Genomic DNA, 21588 nt, shown 5'->3' with positions numbered 1-21588 from the left:
AAGGGTAACGCTGAACTTTAGAAAGGTTAAGAGTTTTGGCGTACTTCGGCTCCGGGTAGACCGTTGTAATCGGATGCTCTATCTACCCATCTCCTATTAGCGGCGTTGAAATTCAGGCGAACCAATGATGATCCCCACCACCTGGCCCAACATAGGATATTTTGTCGCCGCCATATCACTGGTATACCTGGTCTGTTGTCTGCCTTTCTTTCCAGCTTGTTTTGAACTAACCAACATGGCGTCATCTTGAGAAAGTTGGTCGGCTGTGCTCATCCCCGTTCCTGCTGCCGCATCCTTAATGGGCGCAGTTTTTTCCGCGGCCTGTTCAATCTTTGAGTCTAACATGGGATCGTTTAGAAGGGGAGTTAATCGCTTGATGGTTTCACCCAGATCTCGCTCGGGCAGCATCATTTTGCTGTAAACAGCGAGCGCCGAGTTGGCACTTTCAGGCTCATGATTATTGTTGAGCGCAAGGAGGTCAACCTTTACGCCCTGGATTTTTTGTGCAGCCAGTGCAAGTCCGAAATTCATCCGGTTCAACAATGCACCGGTGTTTATCCAATACTGCCCTTTATCAGGGAAACCGGTTGGCGCCTGGTAGTAATACATCTTTTGACCCATCTTATTGATCCAGGTGTACAATTGGTAAGGCTGACTTATGCTTGCATTTAAACTGCGCACTGAACTCATGGCCAACTCAAACGGGGACTTTGTTTTTTCCCTGAGCGACTGCTTGCTCCAGAATTCGGGGCTTGCCACCATTGTTAGCAAAACCTCGCTGATTTTACCCTTCTTTTCTATAAAGGTCTTTGCCATTCGTTCTACAAGCGCCTGGGGTGGATTATCATTTACAAACTTTATAGCAAGTTTCCTGCTGATGAATTTAGCTGTTGAAGGATGGTCAGCAAGCATTTGCAGCAGCTGTACCCCTTCTTCATAACCACCGCCCTCCGGGAACTTTCTGCCAAGCACAATTTTTTCGCCGTTATCGTGCCGGTTCATTGCAAAAAGAAAATCGCCTTCGTGAACAAAACCTCCCCTGGCTAATTTGTCTTCCCCTATTCTTTCAATCATTCTGCGAATGGCGTTAACAGATCCATAATCCTCAGACGGGTAAATGGTCCATCCGGTCAAAACCCGTGCTGCCTGGGTAACATCCTGTTGGGTATAACCGCCGTCCACGCCAAGGGTATGGAGTTCCATTACCTCCCTCGCGTAGTTTTCATTTAAACCTTGTGCCTTCTTTGCCTGCTGCAACTTCCTGGCGAATTTACCAGCGAGAGCAGTATCGTTTTGCTGCGCGGCTCGCTGTGCAAGAAGCCGTTTACCAACCATTGCTTTACCAGGATTGTTTATGCCGGCATTGTTTCCGGCGCTGCTAAAATTATCGAGGTACAACAACATGGCCGGTGACTTGGCGGTTTTCAAAACCAGCTCGCGGAATTCGCCAACTACATTCGGCCGGATCACATCTCTTTCGTAGGCGGGTATATATGCTGCACAATCGTTTTTTGTGATGGAAACATTAAAGTGATTGAACCAAAAATCGGTGAGTACTTCATGTAATTGATTGTTGGTAACGGCCGCCCGCATAATTTTTTGACTGATCAGTTGCCTAAACAACTCCTGTTGTGGTCGCTGACTATTTTGCTCCATCATTAGGCGGAGTTGTTCCCGGTATTCCTTTTTATCCGTTTTATTTACAGAGTCTTTGGAGATAAGACCTTCTTTTACGGCTGCTCTGACTACTTTACCGGGTCGCGGGTAAGTATTCACAATTTCTGCGTTTGACATTGTCAGCCAGGAGTACGCAGAAAGCAACTGCTGCAAAGAGTCGTCGGCCAATCCACCCTTGAGCTGTTGTTCAAACCATTTCTCCAGGCCAATATTTACAACGGCATCTATGTCGCCCGGTTTTGCACCAAAAGTAAAGCGGTTGATAAGGTGCGCCGCTGCCTGGCGTTCTGTTAATCCGGCTTGTTTGTAGGGAAATCGACCAGGTCCTTTTACATCAGGGGCTGCGAAAAAGGAACATAAACAGGTTATGATGATTGCAAGTGTAAGTGAAACCGGGACAGCCAGGTTTTTTTTCATAATCGGAGATTTAAGCCTTTTTGCGGAAACTTACCGTACTACCAACCTCTTCATTTCAGACCTATAACGTTCAACATGGTTTAACAGGTACAAAAAGATTTCCCGGAGTTCGAACGCGCTGAAATCCGGGCTTACAAAAAAGGCTACGCAACCAGGTAACTGGTTCGTAGCCTTATCATTCAAATCATGTTGTCCGATCGGTTATCCCTTATGAAGCAAGACCGGTATAGGGAGCACAAAACATATCCTATCATTACAGTATCCGGTGTGCAAGTTCAACTTCTTCCACTACCTCAGCCACTTCGGCGGCGTTCATATTTGCATTTCGCATAGAGATGCTCCGAACTGCAGCACCGGCAAAATCGAAGAAGGCTTTTTTGGATACCATATCATCACTCATCATAATCGGAGTGCCGGCGTCCCCACCTTCGCGGATACTCTGTACCAGGGGGATCTGACCAAGGAAAGGAATATCATACTCTTCTGCAAGGCGCTTACCGCCTTCTTTCCCAAAAATATAATACCTGTTTTCCGGAAGCTCGGCCGGGGTAAACCAACTCATATTTTCAATCAACCCGATGATCGGCACTTTTATCTGGGCCTGACCAAACATTGCAATGGCCTTCTTTGCATCGGCAAGGGCAACATCCTGTGGAGTAGTAACCACTACAACTCCTGTTACCGGAACAGTTTGCACCAGTGTAAGGTGAATATCACCGGTTCCCGGAGGCATATCTATTACAAGGTAATCCAACTCTTCCCAGAGAACATCCGTAACAAACTGGCGGATAGCACTACTTGCCATCGGTCCCCGCCAGACAACAGCACTTTTTTCGTCAACAAGTAACCCGATACTCAACAGCTTGATACCAAATTTCTCCAGCGGTACAATTTTGCCTTTTCCATCAACCTCTTTCATCATGGGTCGCTCTCCACGTACCCCAAACATGATGGGTACGCTGGGTCCATAAATATCTGCGTCCATGAGACCCACCTTTGCACCGCCGGTTGCCAATGCAAGTGCAAGATTTGCCGCAACCGTACTTTTACCAACCCCACCCTTACCACTTACCACCGCTATAATATTCTTTACGTTTGGTAAAAGGGCTTCGTCGTCCTTCCGTTTGGTTGTAGTATTAGAGGTGAAATTCACCTTTACAACCGCATCTTTATTTACAAGGATCTTTACGGCATTTACACACGCATTTTGGATCATGTCCTTCAGCGGGCAGGCAGGGGTGGTAAGCACCACTGTAAATGAAACATAATTGCCTTCAATTACAATGTCCTGTACCATGTTCAGCGTCACGAGATCCTTCCCAAGGTCAGGCTCCTGTACATTACCAAGAGCCTTTAATATGTCTTCTTTCGTCATCCCAAAAGTTTTTGTTAAAAGAGTTTATCGTCCCGCAAAGTTAACCATTGACTTCCTTACTTTGTTTGCACCGTTTTGTTACAAGTTGTTATAAAAAGCATGGGGTACATTGCTAATAGTGGCAATGAGTGTTTTCGGTTGTACTTAACATTCTGTTTAGGCGATGGTATAGATATGTGAATTGACTTTACGATGCCCGGGTTTGACGTATTATTGGGGTGAAATATGATTGAATGCTTAACTTATGATCGCCGTTTGAAAACTAGACAGTCAGTATATTGCTCACCGTGATCAAGCGATTGGAAAGTAAACCCAAGTATTTTTACATGCAAAGATTTTTACGATATAGCTTCCTTTTCCTGTTTTTCTTACCGATGAAGTTGTTTGCACAATTTGAAAGTGTGCAGGACAGCGTTGTTCAACTTTATGGTGTGGTGATGACTGCGGACAGCTTGCAAGGGCTTCCTTCCGTGAGCGTTGTGGTAACCGGCACGAACCGGGGGACCATGACCAATGAACAGGGGGTATTTTCTATTGTTGTACTTAAGGGCGATATCATCGAATTTACTTCTGTTGGATTTAAACCAAAGCAGGTACAAATACCTACCAAACTGGAGAGTAACCAATACAGCATTGTACAGCTAATGGTTACCGATACGGCTTACCTCCCTGCAACAATCATACGCCCGCGACCCTCCCGTGCCCAATTTGAGCGGGACTTTGTAAATACCCGCATCCCCGATGACAAATACGAAATTGCACGCCAGAATACAGACGAGGCAAAACGGCGTGTGCTCATGAGTACCTTACCGTCCGACGGGCGTGAAGCAACCAATTTTCAATTTCGCCAGAACGCAAACCGGTATTACTACGCAGGTCAGGCTCCTCCGATGAATGTATTGAATCCATTTGCCTGGTCTGAGTTTATCAAGGCCTGGAAACGCGGTGACTTCAAGAGCAAAAAGTAAACTTCTCCCTCACAATCTCTCTCACACGTTTACCTTCGTTGTTATCAATTGAAGGCTTATGAAAAATATTGCTGTCATCGGCGCCGGCACAATGGGCAATGGCATTGCGCATGTTTTTGCGCAACACGAATTTAAGGTTACGCTCATCGATGTATCCGGTTCACAGCTTGATAAGGCGATTAAAACCATCGGCAACAACCTCGACCGCCAGGTGGCAAAAGGCAGTCTTAATGAAGAACAAAAAACCCGAACACTCAGCAATATAGTTACGCGGCAAACCATTGCCGAAGGCGTAGCACACGCCGACCTGGTAGTGGAAGCGGCAACCGAAAACCTCGATCTCAAAAAGGAGATCTTCCGGCAAGTCAACGAAGCGGCGCCTGCAGCTTCTATCCTTGCAAGCAATACATCTTCCATTTCCATTACCACCATTGCAGCATGTACCAGCCGCCCCGAAAAGGTCATTGGCATGCACTTTATGAACCCGGTCCCGGTTATGAAGCTTGTTGAAGTAATCAACGGCTACTCAACGGATGCAAACACGACCGCCACGATCGTAGAACTAAGCCGCGCCCTTGGCAAAGTACCTTGCGTGGTAAACGATTACCCGGGCTTTATTGCAAACCGGATCCTGATGCCCATGATCAATGAGGCGATTTTCTCGTTATACGAAGGTGTTGCCGGCGTCGAAGATATTGATACCATTTTTAAGTTGGGAATGGCTCACCCTATGGGCCCACTCCAGTTGGCAGATTTCATCGGTCTTGATGTTTGCCTGAGCATTCTTCAGGTACTGCAACAAGGCTTTGGAAATCCCCGCTATGCACCGTGTCCACTATTGGTTAACATGGTAAATGCGGGGTTTAAAGGCGTAAAAACCGGCGAAGGATTTTACAAGTATACGGCAGGAAGCAAGGACCTCGTGGTGAGTGAACGGTTTAGATAATCATCTGAATTAAAGGGTTGGTTGCGCCATCAGGTGGATCAATTATGGATTTGTCTGATTTTAAGGGCAGCAATCCAGAGAATAGGAATGGACTATTCAATGATGTAATAATACCCCGGATTGCATCCGCGGCTATTGAAGTTTGACCTCTTCCCAGTTGGATACTGACCTATCGTTTCAATACCCCGGATTGCATCCGCGGCTATTAAAGTTCAACCCCTCCAGGGTTGGATTATGAAACATCAATATAAAACCCCGGATTGCATCCGCGGCTATTAAAGTTCAACCCCTCCAGGGTTGGTTGATGAACCACCGTTTCAATACCCCGGATTGCATCGGGAGCAATCTAAGTTCAACCCATTCCCAGTTGGATGAGGAACCGTCGTTTTAAGATCCTGGATTGCATCCGCGGCTATTACAGTTCAACCCCTACCCAGTTGGATAACGAAACATCGTTTTATGTCCCGGATTGCATCCCGGGCTATTTAAGTTCAACCCACTCCGGGTTGGATTCCGAACCGTTGTTTCAATTTCCCAGATAACATTCGGGGCTATTAAGGTTCAACCCCTTCCCAGTTGTTTAATGAACCATCGATTTATTATCCGGGGTTGCATCCGCGGCTATTTAAGTTCAACCCATTCAGGGTTGGATTCCAAACCGTTGTTTCAATTTCCCAGATAACATTCGGGGCTATTAAGGTTCAACCCCTTCCCAGTTGTTTAATGAACCATCGATTTATTATCCGGGGTTGCATCCGCGGCTATTAAAGTTCAACCACTTTAGGGTTGGATAACGAACCATCATTTCAATACCCCGGATTGCATGCGGACCTATTTTAAGTTCAACCCCTTCCCAGTTGCATAATGAACCATCGTTTCAATGCCCTGCATAACATCTAGGGCTATTAAAGTTCAACCCCTTCAGGGTTGAGGATAACACACTATTGGGGTTCCAGAATTTGATTAGGGCTGTTAACAGTTTCCGCCTTCACGTTTGTGATAGAAAATAGTGGGGCAATTAACCTCCCTACTTAAGGGCATATGCTTTGTTTAAGCCGGGAGGTAAAACATTGATCCAGTAAATGGTCCTTACCCTGAAGGGGTAAAATTTGAATAGCTCCGGGTGTAACCCGGAGGAAAGGGTGTAACCCGGAGAACAAAATAGAACATTGTTGTACAACCCTGAAGGGGTTGAATAACCGGTGAGAGTTGTTTTAAAAATGACAAACAACTTTGTGGTTCAACATTTTTTACAGCGTTACCATTCTGAAAAACTAATAGTATATTAATTGATGAGCACCTCAATATGTTATAGATGAGCACTTATACTCAAATCTTATATCAGATTGTATTCAGTACAAAAGAGAGAATGCCTGTGCTGCATGCTCCTGAACGACCCGATTTGTTCCGTTACATTTGGGGAATCATCACCGGCACAATTGTCACCTATACCGGGTTAACGCAGTAGAAGATCACATTCATATTGCGACCCATCTACACCCGACAGTTGCCCTCGCAACGTTGGTTGAAGATGTTAAGACAGCTACCACCACGCACATGAAGGAGAACCGGCTATTCCAGAACTTTCCCGGCTGGTAGGATGGGTACGGCGCATTCACTTATTCGATCAAAGAGAAAGGAGCGATTATAGCATACGTTAAAAACCAGGAACAGCACCATAAAACCATGACGTACAGAGAAGAGTTTCTAGGCTCTTTAAAGGAACATGAAATTGAATTCGACGAAAAGTACTTATTATAGTGACAATGAGTAGTAAGGTTCATCAGCAACCAGGCGTTTGTAAAACTATAAGTATACTAAGCCGCTTAGAATACTCACCCTTCCATCTTAGTCACCTCAATATTTTGTAGATCGTGGAGTTTGTCGATGACCTGGCCGGCGTTTTCTTTTGGCATGGCGACCTGCATGTTGCAGAACAATTGCACCTCGCTTTTAAGCACGGTACACTTCAATTTTTTTAGCACGAGCATCACATCATTTAACCGGGTATAATCGAATGACAAATTATAGTTTTCGGTGACCGGTTTTTGAATGTTAGGTGTAAGCTGTAACGCAAGGGCAGTTGTTGTTTTGTACGCATTGATTAAGCCTGGTACACCCAGCAAGGTTCCACCAAAATACCGCACGACGATCACCAACACATCAGAAAGTTCCTTACTGTCTATTTGCCCCAGGATCGGCTTGCCTGCGGAACCGGCGGGCTCGCCATCATCGCTTGTTCGAAAATTATTGCCGTCTGTGCCGATACGGTACGCAAAACAAAAATGAACTGCTTTGGGGTGCTCCTTCTTAAGTGCCTGCAAATGCTTTTTGAAAATGTCGGTATCCGATAGCGGAAAGGCATAGGCAATAAACTTGCTGCCCCGGTCTTTAAACTCTGCGACAGATGGTTTTTCAATGGTGTAGTAGTAGAACTTTTCTTTCAATACGAATAGTTGTTTGGGTAATAAGTATGCAGCTCATCTGAAAGGAATCGTTTGGTATCACCCGCGCGAAAGTCCCGCAAACGCGGTGCTGAAAGACCTTCTTCAATATGCAGAGCCGTATTGGTAAGTACCCTGGCTTCATCCCAGCTTTGCTCGTCTATGAAAGACTGCAAGAGCGATGCCCCGCCTTCGATAAATAAGCTTTGAATGTTATGTGCGACACAAGCTGCGAGCACCTGTTGAACTACTGTTCCTTCGCCATCCAGCTTATGATAGGTCAGGTTGCCCAGTTGTTGATGCCTTGTTCGGTTGAGAATTATCGTGGGTTGTTTACGATCGAAGATGTTTAAATGATCCGGCAAGCGCAGATGCAAATCAAGGATCAGCCGGGTAGGCGCAATACCCGGCCACTTACGGGTATTCAGGTGTGGATCATCGGCGAGGGCAGTATTCGTACCCACCATGATAGCAGCTTCTTCTGTTCGCCAGCAGTGGACCAACCGGTTAGAGACCTCGTTGGTAATGAAGACCCGCGACCGATCGTGACTGGCAATATTCAGATTTCGGCTTTGTGCCCATTTAAGCACAATGTAGGGTCGATGTTTGGTGTGAAAGGTGAAAAAACGTTTGTTTAGCCTTGTGCACTCCTGTTCTAAAATCCCTACCATAACACTTCGACCGGCAGACCTGAGCTTCTCGATGCCTTTACCGTTAACTGCGTCAAACGGATCGCGACAACCTACGACGACCTCCGGAATTTGTTCACGGATGAGCAGGTCGGCACAAGGTGGTGTTTTACCAAAATGTGCACAAGGCTCAAGCGACACATAAATGGTGGAAAATGGTAACAGGTGTTTGTCTTCGCTCCGAACACTGTTTATGCAGTTTACCTCGGCGTGGGGCTGGCCGTAGCCCTGGTGAAAGCCCTCTCCTATTATCCGGCCCTCGTGGACCAGCACGGCGCCAACCATCGGGTTTGGTGCAACTGCCCCGGCTCCCAATTTTGCAAGCTCAATACACCGGAACATATACAACTCATGGTGATCCATCAAAGCAAAGTAACTTAAAAAAGCAGTAGCATTGCAGCATGACCATCCACACTGCGTACAGGCGGCTGCTGGCAGCACTTTACGATGTATACGACAACCGGGAGGCCGCAAATATTTGCGACCTGGTAATTGAGCATGTTACCGGACAGCGCAAGATTGACCGGATTATGTACAAGGATTTACCGGTAAGCCAAAAGCAGGAGGATGAACTTGAAGCAGTTGAAGCCAAACTGATTTCAGGAGTGCCTGTTCAATATGTTTTGGGTGAAGCGTGGTTTGCCGACATGAAGTTGTATGTGAATGACCAGGTACTCATTCCGCGGCCGGAAACAGAAGAACTGGTCAGTTGGATCTGCACAGACCTTGAACGGCATCCCAACCTGGCCAATATAACTCTACTGGACATTGGTACAGGCAGCGGATGTATTGCTATCGCACTAAAGAAAAGACTTAAACTGGTGCAGGTGACGGCGCTGGATGTTTCGCCCAACGCCCTCGAAGTTGCACAGAGAAATGCAACTGAATACAACGCCAATATTGACTTGCTGCAATTGAACTTTCTTGAGCAATCAGCACGGGAAAAGTTAGGAACCTTTAAAATCATCGTAAGCAATCCACCGTATATCAGGGAACAAGAAGCAGCATCTATGGCAGCAAACGTGCTGGATCATGAGCCACATAGGGCCCTATTTGTACCCGATAACGATGCACTCATCTTCTACCAGGCCATTGCTGAGTTTGGCAAAAGTCATCTTGAGAAGGAAGGCGCTGTTTACATGGAAATCAATGAACATTTCGGAGAGGAGGTGCAGGCTCTTTTCAAGAACAATGGTTATGTAAATGTGCAGGTAAAGAAGGATCTGCAGGGTAAGGACAGGATGGTTAAAGCGATTAAAGCTTAACCAAAACTGTGGTATTTGTTAGCTGTTCAGGTACAGCATTCATTGCTGAAACGTATTTTTTTATTTCGCTAACCTTATTACCGGCCGCTACTATTATCTACGGCCATTACAGGAGTAGCGCCAAGTTTTTTGATGATCTGCATAACCTTAATGGCGGTACCAAGGTGAGCGGTGCTATCTCCATTGATGACCACTGATGGCTTTTCAGTTTCCTTTGCAAGAAACACTTTAAGCTCTGTCTCCAATTGATCTATGCCCATCTTTTTTTGACCAAGGTAAAGTGCCTGGTCCTTATCGACCGTTACAACAACGGTTTGTTTAGATTTTGTGTCGCTCTTTGCCTTTGGATTCGAAACTTTGATAACGTTCGGATTTGCGAGTGTTGACACAATCAGAAAGAACAAAAGAAGAATAAACAATATATCGTTTAAGGCGCCGGTATGCACCTCAGGATGATGTCGTAATCTGCTGCGTATATTCATTGTTGTTGTTGTAGAGCTAATCAGCTGTTTTGGTTAGCCACCTTAATTATCCAGTGATCCTGATTTTGGCAAAGGCTGGTGTTGAACAGGGGTTTGCCGATGAAAGTAATGCGACGCAACGATGTTCCACATTGAACAAATGCCTGGTCCCAAAAACTACCTTGTAGGCTCCTGCAGTACATCGATAAACTCCGCACTGGCTGCTTCCATTTTGTTTGCAGTTTTATCGATCTGCGTTGTAAGAAAGTTATGACCCACGTAAGCAATCAATCCAATAATCAGACCTGTAGCTGAGGTGATCATTTTTGTATAGATACCACCGGCAATGGTGTTGAGTGTATACTCCCCCGTGCTTGCGATACCATAAAACAACTGCACCATACCGATGATGGTACCAAGAAAACCAAACATTGGTGCGATACCAGCTACAAGAGAAAGTATGTTCAGGTTACGTTCCATTTTATACATCTCGAGCTTGCCAATATTCTCCATGCTTTTTTCGATTGCATCGATGGGCTTGCCTAAACGCCGTATGCCTTTTTCAATCATTCGAGCAACAGGATTGTCGGTGTTTTTAGCAAGGGTCCGGGCTGCTGCTACATTTCCGGTCATGATGTTGTCGCGGATCATGCTCATGAAATTGGGCTCAATTTTACTTGCTTTCCTGATCGCGATTAACCGTTCAAAGAACACAAAAATCGCTAAAACGAGTAGAAGGTATAATGGATACATGATCCAACCACCTTTATCTAGCAAAGCCCAAAGGGAAATCTGATCAGCCGGCTCGATGGCCGCAACGCGTGTACTATCTGCAAGCCTTTGTGTATCTACCTGGAGGAAAATCCAACTCATTCTAATGTTTGTATTTAATATGCAAAACTAATTCATGAACTAGTGGACAAGTAAGTGCACGTATGTTCTTTTGTGCACAGCTGCCCTGAAAACAACGTGCCCAAGGTAGACCCAATTATGTGGTTAAGTGTTAAAGTAATCATTAAACTAGCACTGGTAAGAAGTGAGGATGAGAAACAAAAACCGCCTGAAGCAAAGCTGATAAAACAGGCAACGTTAGTATTCATAGATAATATAGCCCCACGGTTCAATGTTAAAGGGTTTGTCACTTACGGGCTCCTTATTCCCGAGAAACAAGTTCATTGGGGTAGCATAGAGTCCCTTATCTTTTACGGTGATTGTTTGCTCACTGGCAGATAAGTTCAGAATAACCAGCACCCTGTTAGTCCCATGCTCACGAACAAAAGCATACAGGGCCCTTTCGTTTCCAACAACAACCTTTGAAAATTTACTGTTCGCAGCCAGAGCAGGGTTGCGCGCTCTTAACGACAGTAGGGTTTTGTAAAATTGCGCCCTTTTAAATTTGCCCATGCGTAAAGGATCCCGTTCAAAAAACTCAACCTTGCGAAGTACCGGCTCTTCCTGTCCGCTGTAAATAAGCGGCACGCTTCTGCCTGCGGTTTGGGTATAAACTGCAAAGGGAGCATGTACTGCTCCGGGCATTGTTTCGTAGTCGGCACCATTCCAGCTGTTTTCGTCGTGGTTACTGGTGAAATACATCCTTATAGCATCAGCAGGGTATATGCTGTCGGTTTGCATCCTGATGCTATCGATTGCAAACGCGGGTCGCTCACCCTTAGCAATCTTTTTCATCATCTGAAACATATTCCATGGATAGGTGGCATTGAACCCTGCATGGTGTAAAGCCACTGTGTCGCCTTCTGCAAGCATAAACAAGGGTTTCTGTTTTTGAAGTGAACCGATGCATCTTTTCCAGAATGTTGTGGGCACGGTTCCGGCAACATCACACCTGAAGCCATCGATATCGCTTTCCGTTATCCAGTATCGCATTGCTTCAATCATGGAGTCGCCCATAGCGGTATTGCTGTGATCAAGTTGCCGTGTGTCTGACCAATCAAAAGCAATTTTTGCATTTCCGGAACTGTCTTTAACATAGAAATCCGGATGACTGGTGAGCCAAACATGATCAGCTCCGGTGTGGTTTGCTACCCAGTCGATGATCACCTTAAACCCTTTGTCATGAGCAGCCTTTACCAGCGCCTTCCAATCGTTCATATCGCCAAACTCGGGGTTTACCTGGGTATAGTTGCTAACGGCATAATAACTGCCCAGTGTGCCTTTTCGGTCTTTTATGCTGATGGGGTTGATGGGCATAAACCACAACGTTTGTACACCCATTTCCTTCAGGCGGTCGAGATTAGCCTGGAACGCTTTAAATGTACCTTCCGTGGTATACTGTCGAACGTTTACTTCGTAAATGTTTCCCTGCAAAATCCATTCAGGATGCTTCAGGCCCGAGTCGCCCGTTGGATGCGCAGCGGTACCCTGTTCGCCTGTGGTTGTTGTATTTTGACAAGCGGATGTTGTAATTATAATAATACCGAGTAACCAATAAAGACATCTTTTCATAGCAGAGATTTGTTGGTGGGAGAACAGTATAAATATAATGGAAAACAGCTTGTTCCACCCTATCAAAGACAAGCTTATTACAACTGGCACGTTTGGGTAAATAGTCTTGCTGTTCCCATTTTTTAAGCATTGTCCGGCTTGCGTCATACTGAAACAATTGGGGATATTTGTACAAACAACCAATATGGACCCGGCACTTTATTATGGCACCTACCTGGGACTTGATAAAGTACTCAGCAGCCAGCATCCGAAAAGCTTTGAAGCTCCGAATACACCGGCACATGATGAAATGCTGTTTATCATCATTCACCAGGCTTATGAGTTATGGTTTAAACAGATCTTGTTTGAACTTGAGTTTGTAACAAACGTGTTCAGGAAAGCACACATTAACGATAATTCGGAAGACCTAAATCTTGTGCGGCACCGGCTGCAGCGCGTGATGCGGATTATTGAATTGCTCAATAACCAGATCAGCGTACTTGACACCATGACCCCGCTGGACTTTCTTGAATTCAGAAACCTGCTTACCCCTTCGTCGGGGTTCCAGAGCTTGCAGTTCAGGTTAATCGAAGCAAGGCTTGGACTGAAGCTCGAGATGCGTCATAACCAGGAATACTACAAGCGCACCAACGAAGGTGGCTTTTCCGAAGCCGACTATATCATTATAACCGAAATTGAAAAAGAGGAGAGCATACTCATGTTAATTAACCGATGGCTGGAGAGAATGCCTTTTTTCAATCCAGTTTATTGGGGAGATCATGTTCGTGATAGAAATGCAAATCTGCCATTCTGGACCGAATACAGGGACCTTTATAAAGCAAGTTTAAGTGAACGTGAAGCTGGCAAAATCAATCATTTTGATTATGTCTTTTTCGAGCAAACCGGCCCGCTTGAGAAAATGGATCAGGAAAAGCTGCGCGCTGCACTATCGCCAGCAGCAATGCGGGCAGCGCTTTTCATTATGTTGTACCGCGACTTCCCGGTATTCCAGACATCCTTCCAGATATTAGACTCGCTAGTTGAGATCGACCTGCTGCTCAGCACGTGGCGACATAAACATATCGCAATGGTTAGCCGGATGATTGGCTTGCGGGTAGGTACCGGAAATACATCGGGCTCCGGCTACCTGCAGGGTGCCCTAAGTAAACATTATATCTTCAAAGACCTCTCCAGCCTGTCTACCTTTATGATCCCCAGAAAGCATTTGCCCATCTTACCATCCCCGCTGGTGCAACACCTTAGTTTTACAACATAGTCCAGGACAACAGGACATCGTTTACTTTAAACTTTTCAACCACCTGATCGCGAGTGTTTTCTATATTTTGATCTGGCACCGAAACATTTGACCGGCGCTACGATTCTGGTGTTTTTTTTGCTAACAAAAATTTCAAGATTATCAGCTTGCTCCAGCCGCAGGCCTGTATTAACTGTCGAGCAAAGGGGAGCGATTGTTTATGAGAAATGGTGAACAACATGTATTACTATGCGCGTTGCAAGTTCCAGGGGGGTTGAGGACCCTGTTTCGAATGAATTACTATTGTTGTCACCATTTGGTGATCAGAAGCGTCTTAGGTTGAAACAAAGCGCGGTGTGTTTGCCTTAAGGGCAGACCTGCAGCAAATGATGTTGATTTTATATAGCGTAATGGTATTTGTTAGGTAGATACTTTGATGCATTCTGTTGAATCGGAATTATTGTGTTGATATGGTGATTTTTTATAGTGTCTGATTAGGGCATTCGTAAGTCTTAACGAACGATATGTGCATAACAGACGGACATACCTTTAATTATCGATTTTTTACAAACAAATTCAAATTATATGAAAGCAATAATATAATCCTAAACCTCCCTGAAAACAATGACCCTAAGATCCAATCCTTCAGTATCCAATTTCCTATCCAGAAAAATCATTAATCCAAAACAATAGTTCTATGAAAGCCATCATCATCGGGGGCGGAATAGCCGGACTGGCTACCGCTATAAGTCTACGTAAAATAGGTTGGGATGTTGTCGTAAATGAAAGGGCAACACACTATACTGAAATCGGCCTCGGTTTTATCCTGCTGCCCAACGGGGTACTTGCTCTTGATCACCTGGGTGCAGGTACTGCAATACGCAAAACCGGCAAATACGTAAAAAGGGCAATTTTACAAAACGAATTCGGCGAGATATACAAGAAAGAAACGTTGAACTACTCTATCGCCATTCAGCGATATGATTGTATAAAAGCCTTGTGTGACCTTCTTCCGGAAGAAAGCGTTTGTTTTGGCAATGACTTCTCCCACTTTATATATGATGATCGCGGTAAGGCTACTGCTGTGGTTTATAAAAATGGTGTTCAGCAAGAAGGCGACATATTTATTGCTGCCGATGGTGCAAATTCAATGATCAGGCGTTCGTTATTTCCTGAATATCGCTTGTCGCAAACAACGGTAAAAGAATTGGTTTGCATTGCTGACTTGCCTGAAATTTCCGAATTGCTTAAAGGCGACCTTATTAAAACCCAGAGCGAGTCAGATGGTTTGTCATTTGGCCTGCTTCCCTGCAACGATGAACAAGTGATCTGGTACATGCAATACGATTGTACCAAATGGGATATGAAAGACCTTAGCGCAAAAAGCAAGAAAGATTTTGCCTTTTCACTGTTACGCAAATGGCCTCATCCCATCGACTATGTTTTAAATAATACGAACTTTAATAAAGCATTCCTGTGGTCGACAAAAGACATGGATCTTTTGCCCGCTTTCCACCAAAAGAATATCGTATTGATTGGCGATGCAGCACATCTTGCATTACCATTTACCAGCCAGGGAACAAACAGTGCCCTTGAAGATGCAATCATTTTAGCTAACCTGCTTGAAGGACAGAAGAAAGACTTCGGGGAAGTGTTTACCGAGTTTTACTATGCACGGAAAGACACACTCGAACATTACCTTGACTTTGGCCGGATGCTGTCGGATCGCTTCCTCCAACCACACCTGTTTGTGGATGAAGAAGCTCCAATCCCCTTAGCAAAATAGATTCATCATCTAAAAACACCATCAGCCAGATGTCTCTTGAATTTAATAATGAGCATATCAACATGAAAGCCCTTCAACAAAGGGCTTTTAATCTTAGGTGGGCAACCCTTCCTGCCGACGTGATCCCACTAACTGCTGCCGACCCCGACTTTCAAAGTGCACCAGAGATTGCAGCTGCGATGAACGACTACATCAACGAGCGCGTATTTTCATATGGCCCCGTTGAAGGACTGCCTTCCTTTAAAAAAGTGATTGCCGAAACATTAGCCTTAAAACGAAACTTCATAACTACCCCGGAACTGGTTTTACCGGTTGATAGTGCTGCACAGGGAATGATGGTTGCCGCTTCCTACGTGCTTCGTCCTGGTGATGAGGCCATTGTTTTTGACCCGGTTGACTTTCTATTTAAAACAACCGTGGAAGCTGCCGGAGGAAAAGCTGTACTCTTTTCAATAGATGCCCAGACCGGCACCCTCAACATGGATTTACTCGCCAGCCTGGTCACCGAAAAAACACGATTGTTATGCCTTTGCAACCCGCACAATCCAATTGGTAAAGTTTTTACCCGCGCAGAACTACAGGGGCTGGGCGATTTTGCTGTGTCCAATAACCTGATGATCCTGAGTGATGAAATCTGGAGCGACATCGTATATGCTCCGCATGAGTATATCAGCATTGCAACCATTTCACCCCAAATAGCTGCACGTACAATAACGGTTTATGGTTTCAGCAAGTCGTTTGGACTAGCCGGATTAAGGGTTGGCTATATCGTGTCTCCGAATGCTGCTGTTCACGAAGGCCTTGTGCTGGCCTCGCTGGTTCGAACCACCATAACCGGTGTTTCAACAGTTTCGCAAATTGCAGCCCAGGCGGCTTACGAGAAGTGTTGGTATTGGGTGGATCGTTTTGTAGAGCACCTTACCAAGATGAGAGACTATACTGCAGAGCGGCTAAATGCAATGAAAAATGTAAACTGCACTGCGCCACAAGGCTGTTATATTATCTTTCCCGACATTTCCCAAACCGGCAGAACCGCTGAAGAAATTACCGATTACCTGTTAAATGAAGCCCGGGTGGCCGTTGTGCCTGGCGCGGCCAAATGGTTTGGCCCGGGTGCCACGGGGCATATCCGGTTATGTTTCTCTACTTCGCAGAGTATATTAGAACGAGCCCTCGACAGAATGGAAGCTGCTTTTAAAAAGTTGTAAAACGCTGACTTTTGGAGACATAAGCGGGATTGCCTACCAGGATCGTTCAGGATGGCAAAATAACAGCTGCTCCTGCTAAACAACAAGCACATCGCGTTTACAACGATAATCGCGTTTTTTCGGTTGGCGTCCGCAGTGGATGAGGCTCTTCGCCGTTTGACTGCGGCAAGCTGGCTGGCTTCAAGCACGAGTCCGAAAACATGATGTCCGCTTCTGCGCATGCTTAAGCTTCACCAAGCGTGGTATAAGTTAAGTGTGCCCGACAGGCCAACTCCGGCCAGACACGTGCGAGTTTATTCATTTCTCCTCACGGCATTGGTTTTGTAAACGCATTGCGGGTAAGCACATCCTGTTTGTAAGGGTAAAACGCCACCTCCCGAATAATGCACTTTAAACCCGTTGCCCAGAATGTTCTAGAATGGATCGCCATAAAAGCCGGGATGGTTCCTTTACCACTCGGCTACTCTCACTTCGGATTTATCATGAGCAAGGTTGTTTTGGAGGCGGCAGACAAAGGGGTTTTCGAAGCCATGTCAAAGGAGAAACAAAGCCTTCGCGAATTGGCGATAGCTACCAACCTCCATGAAAAAGCGCTTGAAAGCCTTGTTATTGTTCTGGCCTCGATGGGTTTGGTCAGGCAAGCCGGGGAAAGGTTCTCCCTTACACCCGCATCAAAAAAGTGGCTTCTAAAAGATAGCCGGCACTCCATGTACTGGCTCCTGATGTTTGATAACCGGGTTTGCTTCAAATGGATGGACGAGGTAGGACCTTTTCTGCAGTCCGGTAAAGGGCTTCAATACCATCAAACATTTAACGGGGAAGAGTGGTATTATTACCAGAAGGCAATGGCAGTATCGGCGGCTGCAACAGCTAAAGAAGCTGTACGGAAAATTCCACTACCATTAAATGCAACCAAAATGCTTGATATTGGTGGATCACATGGTCGATATTCAGCAGAGTTATGCAAGAAAAATCCCAATCTCTCCGCTGTTGTGCTTGACCTTCCAGAGGCGGTGGCCGTATCTGAACCCCTGTTCCAGGATCACGAACTGAAACAAAGGGTAAGATTTCAACCGGGAAATATTTTGGAATTTGATATCGGAGCAGACCAATACGACCTTGTACTGTTGGCAAGCGTTGCCCATCACCTGACCGAAGAAGAAAACATGCTGGTTGCGGAAAAAGCATTCCGGGCACTAAAACCTGGTGGCTATTTTTGTATCATTGAGATCATCCGAAGGGAGCAAGCTAAATTAAATAGCGACCTGCTCGGCAGCCTGGCAAACTTCTTTTTTGCACTGAGCAGCACTTCGGGCGCGTGGAGACTCAACGACATTAAGCAATGGCAACGCCAGGCGGGGTTCATAAAACCTTCCAAATCTACCTTCCTGACCATTCCCGGTTATGCGGCCATTACTGCCCAAAAGCCTGCTTCCGCTCGTGTATAAAAGAACTTAAATTTTATACAAGCTTCTGCAACTGTACATACAAATAACGTACTTCGCAATCACAAAAAAATCTGAATTATGAAGTGGACTGTGAGGATTCTGTTTGCATTGACCTTATCGTTAGCGATGGGTTCTCCTATTGCACAGACCCCAACCAATAAAAAGCTGCCTGTTTCGCCGGATCTACGAATTGGTAAACTTGCCAATGGATTAACTTATTATATCCGAAAAAACCAGGAGCCAAAAAACCGCGCAGAATTACGGCTGGTGGTAAATGCAGGGTCCATCCTGGAAAACGAGCAGCAGCTCGGTCTTGCCCACTTTACCGAACACATGGCGTTTAATGGAACCAAAAACTTTAAGAAGTCGGAATTGGTTGACTTCCTTGAGAAAAGTGGTGTTCAATTCGGCGCAGACCTCAATGCCTACACATCTTTCGACGAAACGGTATACATGCTCCAGCTGCCCACCGACAGCCCAATGGTGTTTAAAAAAGGCTTCCAAATTCTGGAAGACTGGGCGCACAATGTAACCATGGAAGAAGATGAGATTGATAAAGAAAGAGGTGTTGTAATCGAAGAATGGCGATTGGGCCAGGGAGCGCAGGAGCGTATGCGGGCAAAGTATTTTCCTGTGTTGCTTAAAGGTTCACAATATGCCAATCGCTTACCAATTGGTACTAAAAAGAACCTGGAAACATTTAAATACCAGACGTTGAAAGATTTTTACAAAACCTGGTACCGACCCGATCTGCAGGCTGTGATTGTTGTAGGCGACGTTAACGTTGATGAGGTTGAGAACTTAATCAAACAACACTTTGCAGGCATACCAAAACCCACCAATGCACCTCCACGTAAAAAGTTCGGCATTCCGGCAAACAAAGAAGTAAATACGGTTATCGTTACCGACCCTGAACAGCCGTATAATGTTGTCCAGATCTTCTATAAGCAGCCGGCACTTCCTGAAGCGCAGACTGAACTCGAATACCGCGGTATGCTGGTTCGCGATATCTTCAACCAGATCATGACCGAGCGGTTACAGGAAATATCCCAAAAGCCGGATGCACCTTTTCTTTTTGGAAACAGCAGCTACAGCAAGTTACTGGGCGACAAAGATGCTCTTACCCTGATAGCTGTTGCAAAAGACGGCAAATCTGTTCCTAAAGCTACCGAAGCACTACTGATCGAAAATGAGCGTGTTCGACAGAATGGTTTTACAGAGGGTGAACTGGAGCGCGCAAAGAGTAATGCCATGTCTTCAATGGAGAACGCGTACAACGAACGTGATAAAACCAAGTCTGCTACCCTTGTTGAAGAGTTAATCCGCAACTTCCTGCACAAAGAATCCATCACGGGTATTGCTTACGAATACGAACTCTATAAAAAGTTCTTACCTACTATAAAGTTGTCAGAAGTAAACAGCCTCATTACAAAGTGGCTGAAACCGCTTGACCGCGCCGTGATCGTGATGGCACCGGAAACTGAAAAAGCAAACCTTATCAATCAGAAGCAAATGCTGGCTTTGTTGAATAAGCCTTTTGGTAAACTTACCGCTTACGAAGACAAAGTAGTTAAGGGTGCACTGCTGGCTAAAACGATTACACCAGGTAAAATAACCAACGAAACTAAGATCCCTGAGTTGGGCGTTACCGAGCTTACGCTTTCAAACGGCGCAAAAGTGGTATTAAAGCCAACTGATTTCAAAAACAATGAGGTCCAATTTTCAGCAATCAGCCCGGGTGGTTCTTCCCTATACCCGGAGGCGGATTATCTTTCTGCATCAAATGCCAGCAGCATCACTATGTTGGGAGGTGTAGGCAACTATGATATTATGAGTCTTCAAAAAGAACTCAGCGGAAAGCAGGTGCGGGTATTTCCTTCCGTCGGGTTGTACAGTGAAGGTTTAAGTGGAAGTTCAACACCAAAGGACCTGGAAACCGGCTTTCAATTAATCCACGGTTATTTTACGGAACCACGTAAAGATACCAGCATGTTTAAGGTAGCACAGCAACAAATGACCGCTATGCTCATGAACAAAGGCAAGGATCCGGCCTCTGTTTTCAGCGACTCCGTCGGCTATATCATGAGTTCTTATAATCCCCGTACAAAGCCTATGGATGTTGCTCAAATACAGCAGATTAACCTCGACAAGTCGTACGACGTTTACAAGGAGCGCTTCGGCAATGCAGGTGATTTCATTTTTACGTTTGTCGGCAATTTTGCCGTAGACAGTATCAAGCCATTGGTTGAGAAATATATTGCTTCACTACCTGCAACCGGTACGAAGGAAACCTGGAAAGATGTAGGGATAAGGTATCCAACCGGGGTAGTAAACAAGGTGATCAAGAAGGGCCAGGAAAATAAAAGTACCGTGCGGCTTACATTCACCGGTACCACCACCTACTCCGATCTTGAGGCTACCCAACTTGACCAGCTGACTAAAATACTGGCAATCCGCTTAAGAGAGGTCCTTCGGGAAGACCAGGGTGGGGTTTATGGCGTAAACGTCCGGGGCGGGATTAATCGTGAGCCGGTAAACAGCTATGCAATTACCATATCCTTCGGCTCATCAAAGGAGAATGCCGAGAAACTTTCTGCACTGGTGATGGACGAAATAAAAACTTTACAGGCTAATGGCGCACCACAGGCAAACGTCGACAAGACTCTTGCTGAAGACATCCGTGCCATGGAAACAGAAGTAAAAGAGAACAGTTATTGGCTGAGCAACCTTCAGCAAAAATATTATTTCAACGAAGATCCAAAAGGCATACTCGAAGATCCTGCACTGGTAAAAAAGATGACCGTGGAAAGGACAAAAGAACTAGCCAATAAGTACTTCAACGTAAACAATATGGCTAAACTTGTATTAATGCCTGAAATTTAGTTGTACTTCCGATCAAAGAAAAAGGCTGCCCGGGAAGGCAGCCTTTCTTATATAATTTAGCCATGCCTGCTGCGGCAACAAACACGAGTAAATCCAACAATTTATTCTTCTCATATAGCCCAAACTTCCTGCACAGGAGACAATTTTGTGCAATAAACCATTATTCTTTTTGGGCCCAACATCAGTGATGCTTTTAAGCATCGTTGCGTCGCACTTCTATGCAACTCCTCTCGAAAGCTCAAGAGGATTGCCAATAGTCATCGGCTGTTTGAGCTTGACAGGACTGCTATTTGTTATCATGCTGCTTCTTGCTTTAGCTTGTTA

The 21588-nt window shown here is 45.4% G+C and carries 16 protein-coding genes; 9 read left to right on the top strand and 7 right to left on the bottom strand.

Going from position 1 to position 21588, the window contains the following annotated elements:
- Positions 1-96: 96 nt before the first annotated feature.
- Both EXU57_RS04520 and EXU57_RS04515 read right to left on the bottom strand, forming a co-directional pair.
- The gene (locus tag EXU57_RS04520) at positions 97-2094 is read right to left on the bottom strand and encodes a DUF1800 domain-containing protein (RefSeq protein ID WP_133267001.1); all 1998 of its coding nucleotides are present in this window, start codon (positions 2092-2094) and stop codon (positions 97-99) included.
- 253 nt (positions 2095-2347) lie between these two features.
- The gene (locus tag EXU57_RS04515) at positions 2348-3469 is read right to left on the bottom strand and encodes an Mrp/NBP35 family ATP-binding protein (RefSeq protein ID WP_133267000.1); all 1122 of its coding nucleotides are present in this window, start codon (positions 3467-3469) and stop codon (positions 2348-2350) included.
- A 326-nt stretch (positions 3470-3795) separates the two neighbouring features.
- Here EXU57_RS04515 and EXU57_RS04510 point away from each other — a divergent pair, with 326 nt between their 5' ends.
- From EXU57_RS04510 to EXU57_RS25855, 3 genes are all read left to right on the top strand, one after another.
- Positions 3796-4437 (top strand): carboxypeptidase-like regulatory domain-containing protein, encoded by a 642-nt coding sequence (locus EXU57_RS04510; RefSeq protein ID WP_133266999.1) that lies wholly within the window; start codon positions 3796-3798, stop codon positions 4435-4437.
- 58 nt (positions 4438-4495) lie between these two features.
- Positions 4496-5383, top strand: coding sequence for a 3-hydroxyacyl-CoA dehydrogenase family protein (locus EXU57_RS04505; RefSeq protein WP_133266998.1), 888 nt, complete (start codon positions 4496-4498; stop codon positions 5381-5383).
- Between the two features lie 1416 nt (positions 5384-6799).
- Positions 6800-6982: a transposase gene (locus EXU57_RS25855; RefSeq protein ID WP_207955396.1), complete on the top strand. Its 183-nt coding sequence runs from the start codon at positions 6800-6802 to the stop codon at positions 6980-6982.
- Positions 6983-7218: 236 nt separating this feature from the next.
- Here the strand turns inward: EXU57_RS25855 and EXU57_RS04495 are convergent, their stop codons facing one another.
- Together EXU57_RS04495 and ribD are read right to left on the bottom strand one after the other, a co-directional pair.
- Positions 7219-7830 carry an IMPACT family protein gene (locus EXU57_RS04495; RefSeq protein ID WP_133266997.1) on the bottom strand — a complete coding sequence of 204 codons (612 nt, stop codon included), beginning with the start codon at positions 7828-7830 and terminating at the stop codon, positions 7219-7221.
- The gene (ribD, locus tag EXU57_RS04490; RefSeq protein ID WP_133266996.1) at positions 7827-8879 is read right to left on the bottom strand and encodes a bifunctional diaminohydroxyphosphoribosylaminopyrimidine deaminase/5-amino-6-(5-phosphoribosylamino)uracil reductase RibD; all 1053 of its coding nucleotides are present in this window, start codon (positions 8877-8879) and stop codon (positions 7827-7829) included. The genes EXU57_RS04495 and ribD overlap by 4 nt, the downstream gene beginning before the upstream one ends.
- Before the next feature lie 38 nt (positions 8880-8917).
- Here ribD and prmC point away from each other — a divergent pair, with 38 nt between their 5' ends.
- On the top strand, positions 8918-9781 hold the full coding sequence (prmC, locus tag EXU57_RS04485) for a peptide chain release factor N(5)-glutamine methyltransferase (protein ID WP_133266995.1): 864 nt from the start codon (positions 8918-8920) through the stop codon (positions 9779-9781).
- 77 nt (positions 9782-9858) lie between these two features.
- Here the strand turns inward: prmC and EXU57_RS04480 are convergent, their stop codons facing one another.
- The 3 genes from EXU57_RS04480 to EXU57_RS04470 form a co-directional block, all read right to left on the bottom strand.
- Positions 9859-10263, bottom strand: coding sequence for an ExbD/TolR family protein (locus EXU57_RS04480; RefSeq protein WP_133266994.1), 405 nt, complete (start codon positions 10261-10263; stop codon positions 9859-9861).
- 156 nt (positions 10264-10419) lie between these two features.
- Positions 10420-11115 (bottom strand): MotA/TolQ/ExbB proton channel family protein, encoded by a 696-nt coding sequence (locus EXU57_RS04475; protein WP_133266993.1) that lies wholly within the window; start codon positions 11113-11115, stop codon positions 10420-10422.
- A 216-nt stretch (positions 11116-11331) separates the two neighbouring features.
- A complete protein-coding gene (locus tag EXU57_RS04470; protein ID WP_165958030.1) occupies positions 11332-12705 on the bottom strand; it encodes an alpha-amylase family glycosyl hydrolase in 1374 nt (457 codons plus the stop codon).
- Positions 12706-12889: 184 nt separating this feature from the next.
- On the opposite strand from EXU57_RS04470, the gene EXU57_RS04465 reads away from it, so the two are divergent.
- The 5 genes from EXU57_RS04465 to EXU57_RS04445 all read left to right on the top strand — a co-directional run bounded on the left by EXU57_RS04465 (position 12890) and on the right by EXU57_RS04445 (position 21264).
- Positions 12890-13960, top strand: coding sequence for a tryptophan 2,3-dioxygenase family protein (locus tag EXU57_RS04465; RefSeq protein WP_133266991.1), 1071 nt, complete (start codon positions 12890-12892; stop codon positions 13958-13960).
- A 676-nt stretch (positions 13961-14636) separates the two neighbouring features.
- On the top strand, positions 14637-15725 hold the full coding sequence (locus tag EXU57_RS04460) for an FAD-dependent monooxygenase (RefSeq protein ID WP_133266990.1): 1089 nt from the start codon (positions 14637-14639) through the stop codon (positions 15723-15725).
- 29 nt (positions 15726-15754) lie between these two features.
- Positions 15755-16933 carry a pyridoxal phosphate-dependent aminotransferase gene (locus tag EXU57_RS04455; RefSeq protein WP_133266989.1) on the top strand — a complete coding sequence of 393 codons (1179 nt, stop codon included), beginning with the start codon at positions 15755-15757 and terminating at the stop codon, positions 16931-16933.
- A gap of 383 nt (positions 16934-17316) precedes the next feature.
- On the top strand, positions 17317-18381 hold the full coding sequence (locus EXU57_RS04450) for a class I SAM-dependent methyltransferase (RefSeq protein ID WP_133266988.1): 1065 nt from the start codon (positions 17317-17319) through the stop codon (positions 18379-18381).
- Between the two features lie 78 nt (positions 18382-18459).
- The gene (locus EXU57_RS04445; RefSeq protein WP_207955395.1) at positions 18460-21264 is read left to right on the top strand and encodes a M16 family metallopeptidase; all 2805 of its coding nucleotides are present in this window, start codon (positions 18460-18462) and stop codon (positions 21262-21264) included.
- Positions 21265-21588 lie beyond the last annotated feature (324 nt).

Source organism: Segetibacter sp. 3557_3, assembly GCF_004354985.1.
In the GTDB taxonomy this organism is placed as follows: Bacteria; Bacteroidota; Bacteroidia; order Chitinophagales; family Chitinophagaceae; genus Segetibacter.
The sequence above is the reverse complement of the archived record's forward strand: the minus strand, read 5'-3'. Positions and strand labels throughout refer to the sequence as shown.

Bases quoted from the DNA above. Each gene is read 5' to 3' on its own strand.
- EXU57_RS04520 (WP_133267001.1), bottom strand. From the start codon at position 2,094: ATGAAAAAAAACCTGGCTGTCCCGGTTTCACTTACACTTGCAATCATC.
- EXU57_RS04515 (WP_133267000.1), bottom strand. From the start codon at position 3,469: ATGACGAAAGAAGACATATTAAAGGCTCTTGGTAATGTACAGGAGCCT.
- EXU57_RS04510 (WP_133266999.1), top strand. From the start codon at position 3,796: ATGCAAAGATTTTTACGATATAGCTTCCTTTTCCTGTTTTTCTTACCG.
- EXU57_RS04505 (WP_133266998.1), top strand. From the start codon at position 4,496: ATGAAAAATATTGCTGTCATCGGCGCCGGCACAATGGGCAATGGCATT.
- ribD (WP_133266996.1), bottom strand. From the start codon at position 8,879: ATGGATCACCATGAGTTGTATATGTTCCGGTGTATTGAGCTTGCAAAA.
- prmC (WP_133266995.1), top strand. From the start codon at position 8,918: ATGACCATCCACACTGCGTACAGGCGGCTGCTGGCAGCACTTTACGAT.
- EXU57_RS04480 (WP_133266994.1), bottom strand. From the start codon at position 10,263: ATGAATATACGCAGCAGATTACGACATCATCCTGAGGTGCATACCGGC.
- EXU57_RS04475 (WP_133266993.1), bottom strand. From the start codon at position 11,115: ATGAGTTGGATTTTCCTCCAGGTAGATACACAAAGGCTTGCAGATAGT.
- EXU57_RS04470 (WP_165958030.1), bottom strand. From the start codon at position 12,705: ATGAAAAGATGTCTTTATTGGTTACTCGGTATTATTATAATTACAACA.
- EXU57_RS04465 (WP_133266991.1), top strand. From the start codon at position 12,890: ATGGACCCGGCACTTTATTATGGCACCTACCTGGGACTTGATAAAGTA.
- EXU57_RS04460 (WP_133266990.1), top strand. From the start codon at position 14,637: ATGAAAGCCATCATCATCGGGGGCGGAATAGCCGGACTGGCTACCGCT.
- EXU57_RS04455 (WP_133266989.1), top strand. From the start codon at position 15,755: ATGTCTCTTGAATTTAATAATGAGCATATCAACATGAAAGCCCTTCAA.
- EXU57_RS04450 (WP_133266988.1), top strand. From the start codon at position 17,317: ATGCACTTTAAACCCGTTGCCCAGAATGTTCTAGAATGGATCGCCATA.
- EXU57_RS04445 (WP_207955395.1), top strand. From the start codon at position 18,460: ATGAAGTGGACTGTGAGGATTCTGTTTGCATTGACCTTATCGTTAGCG.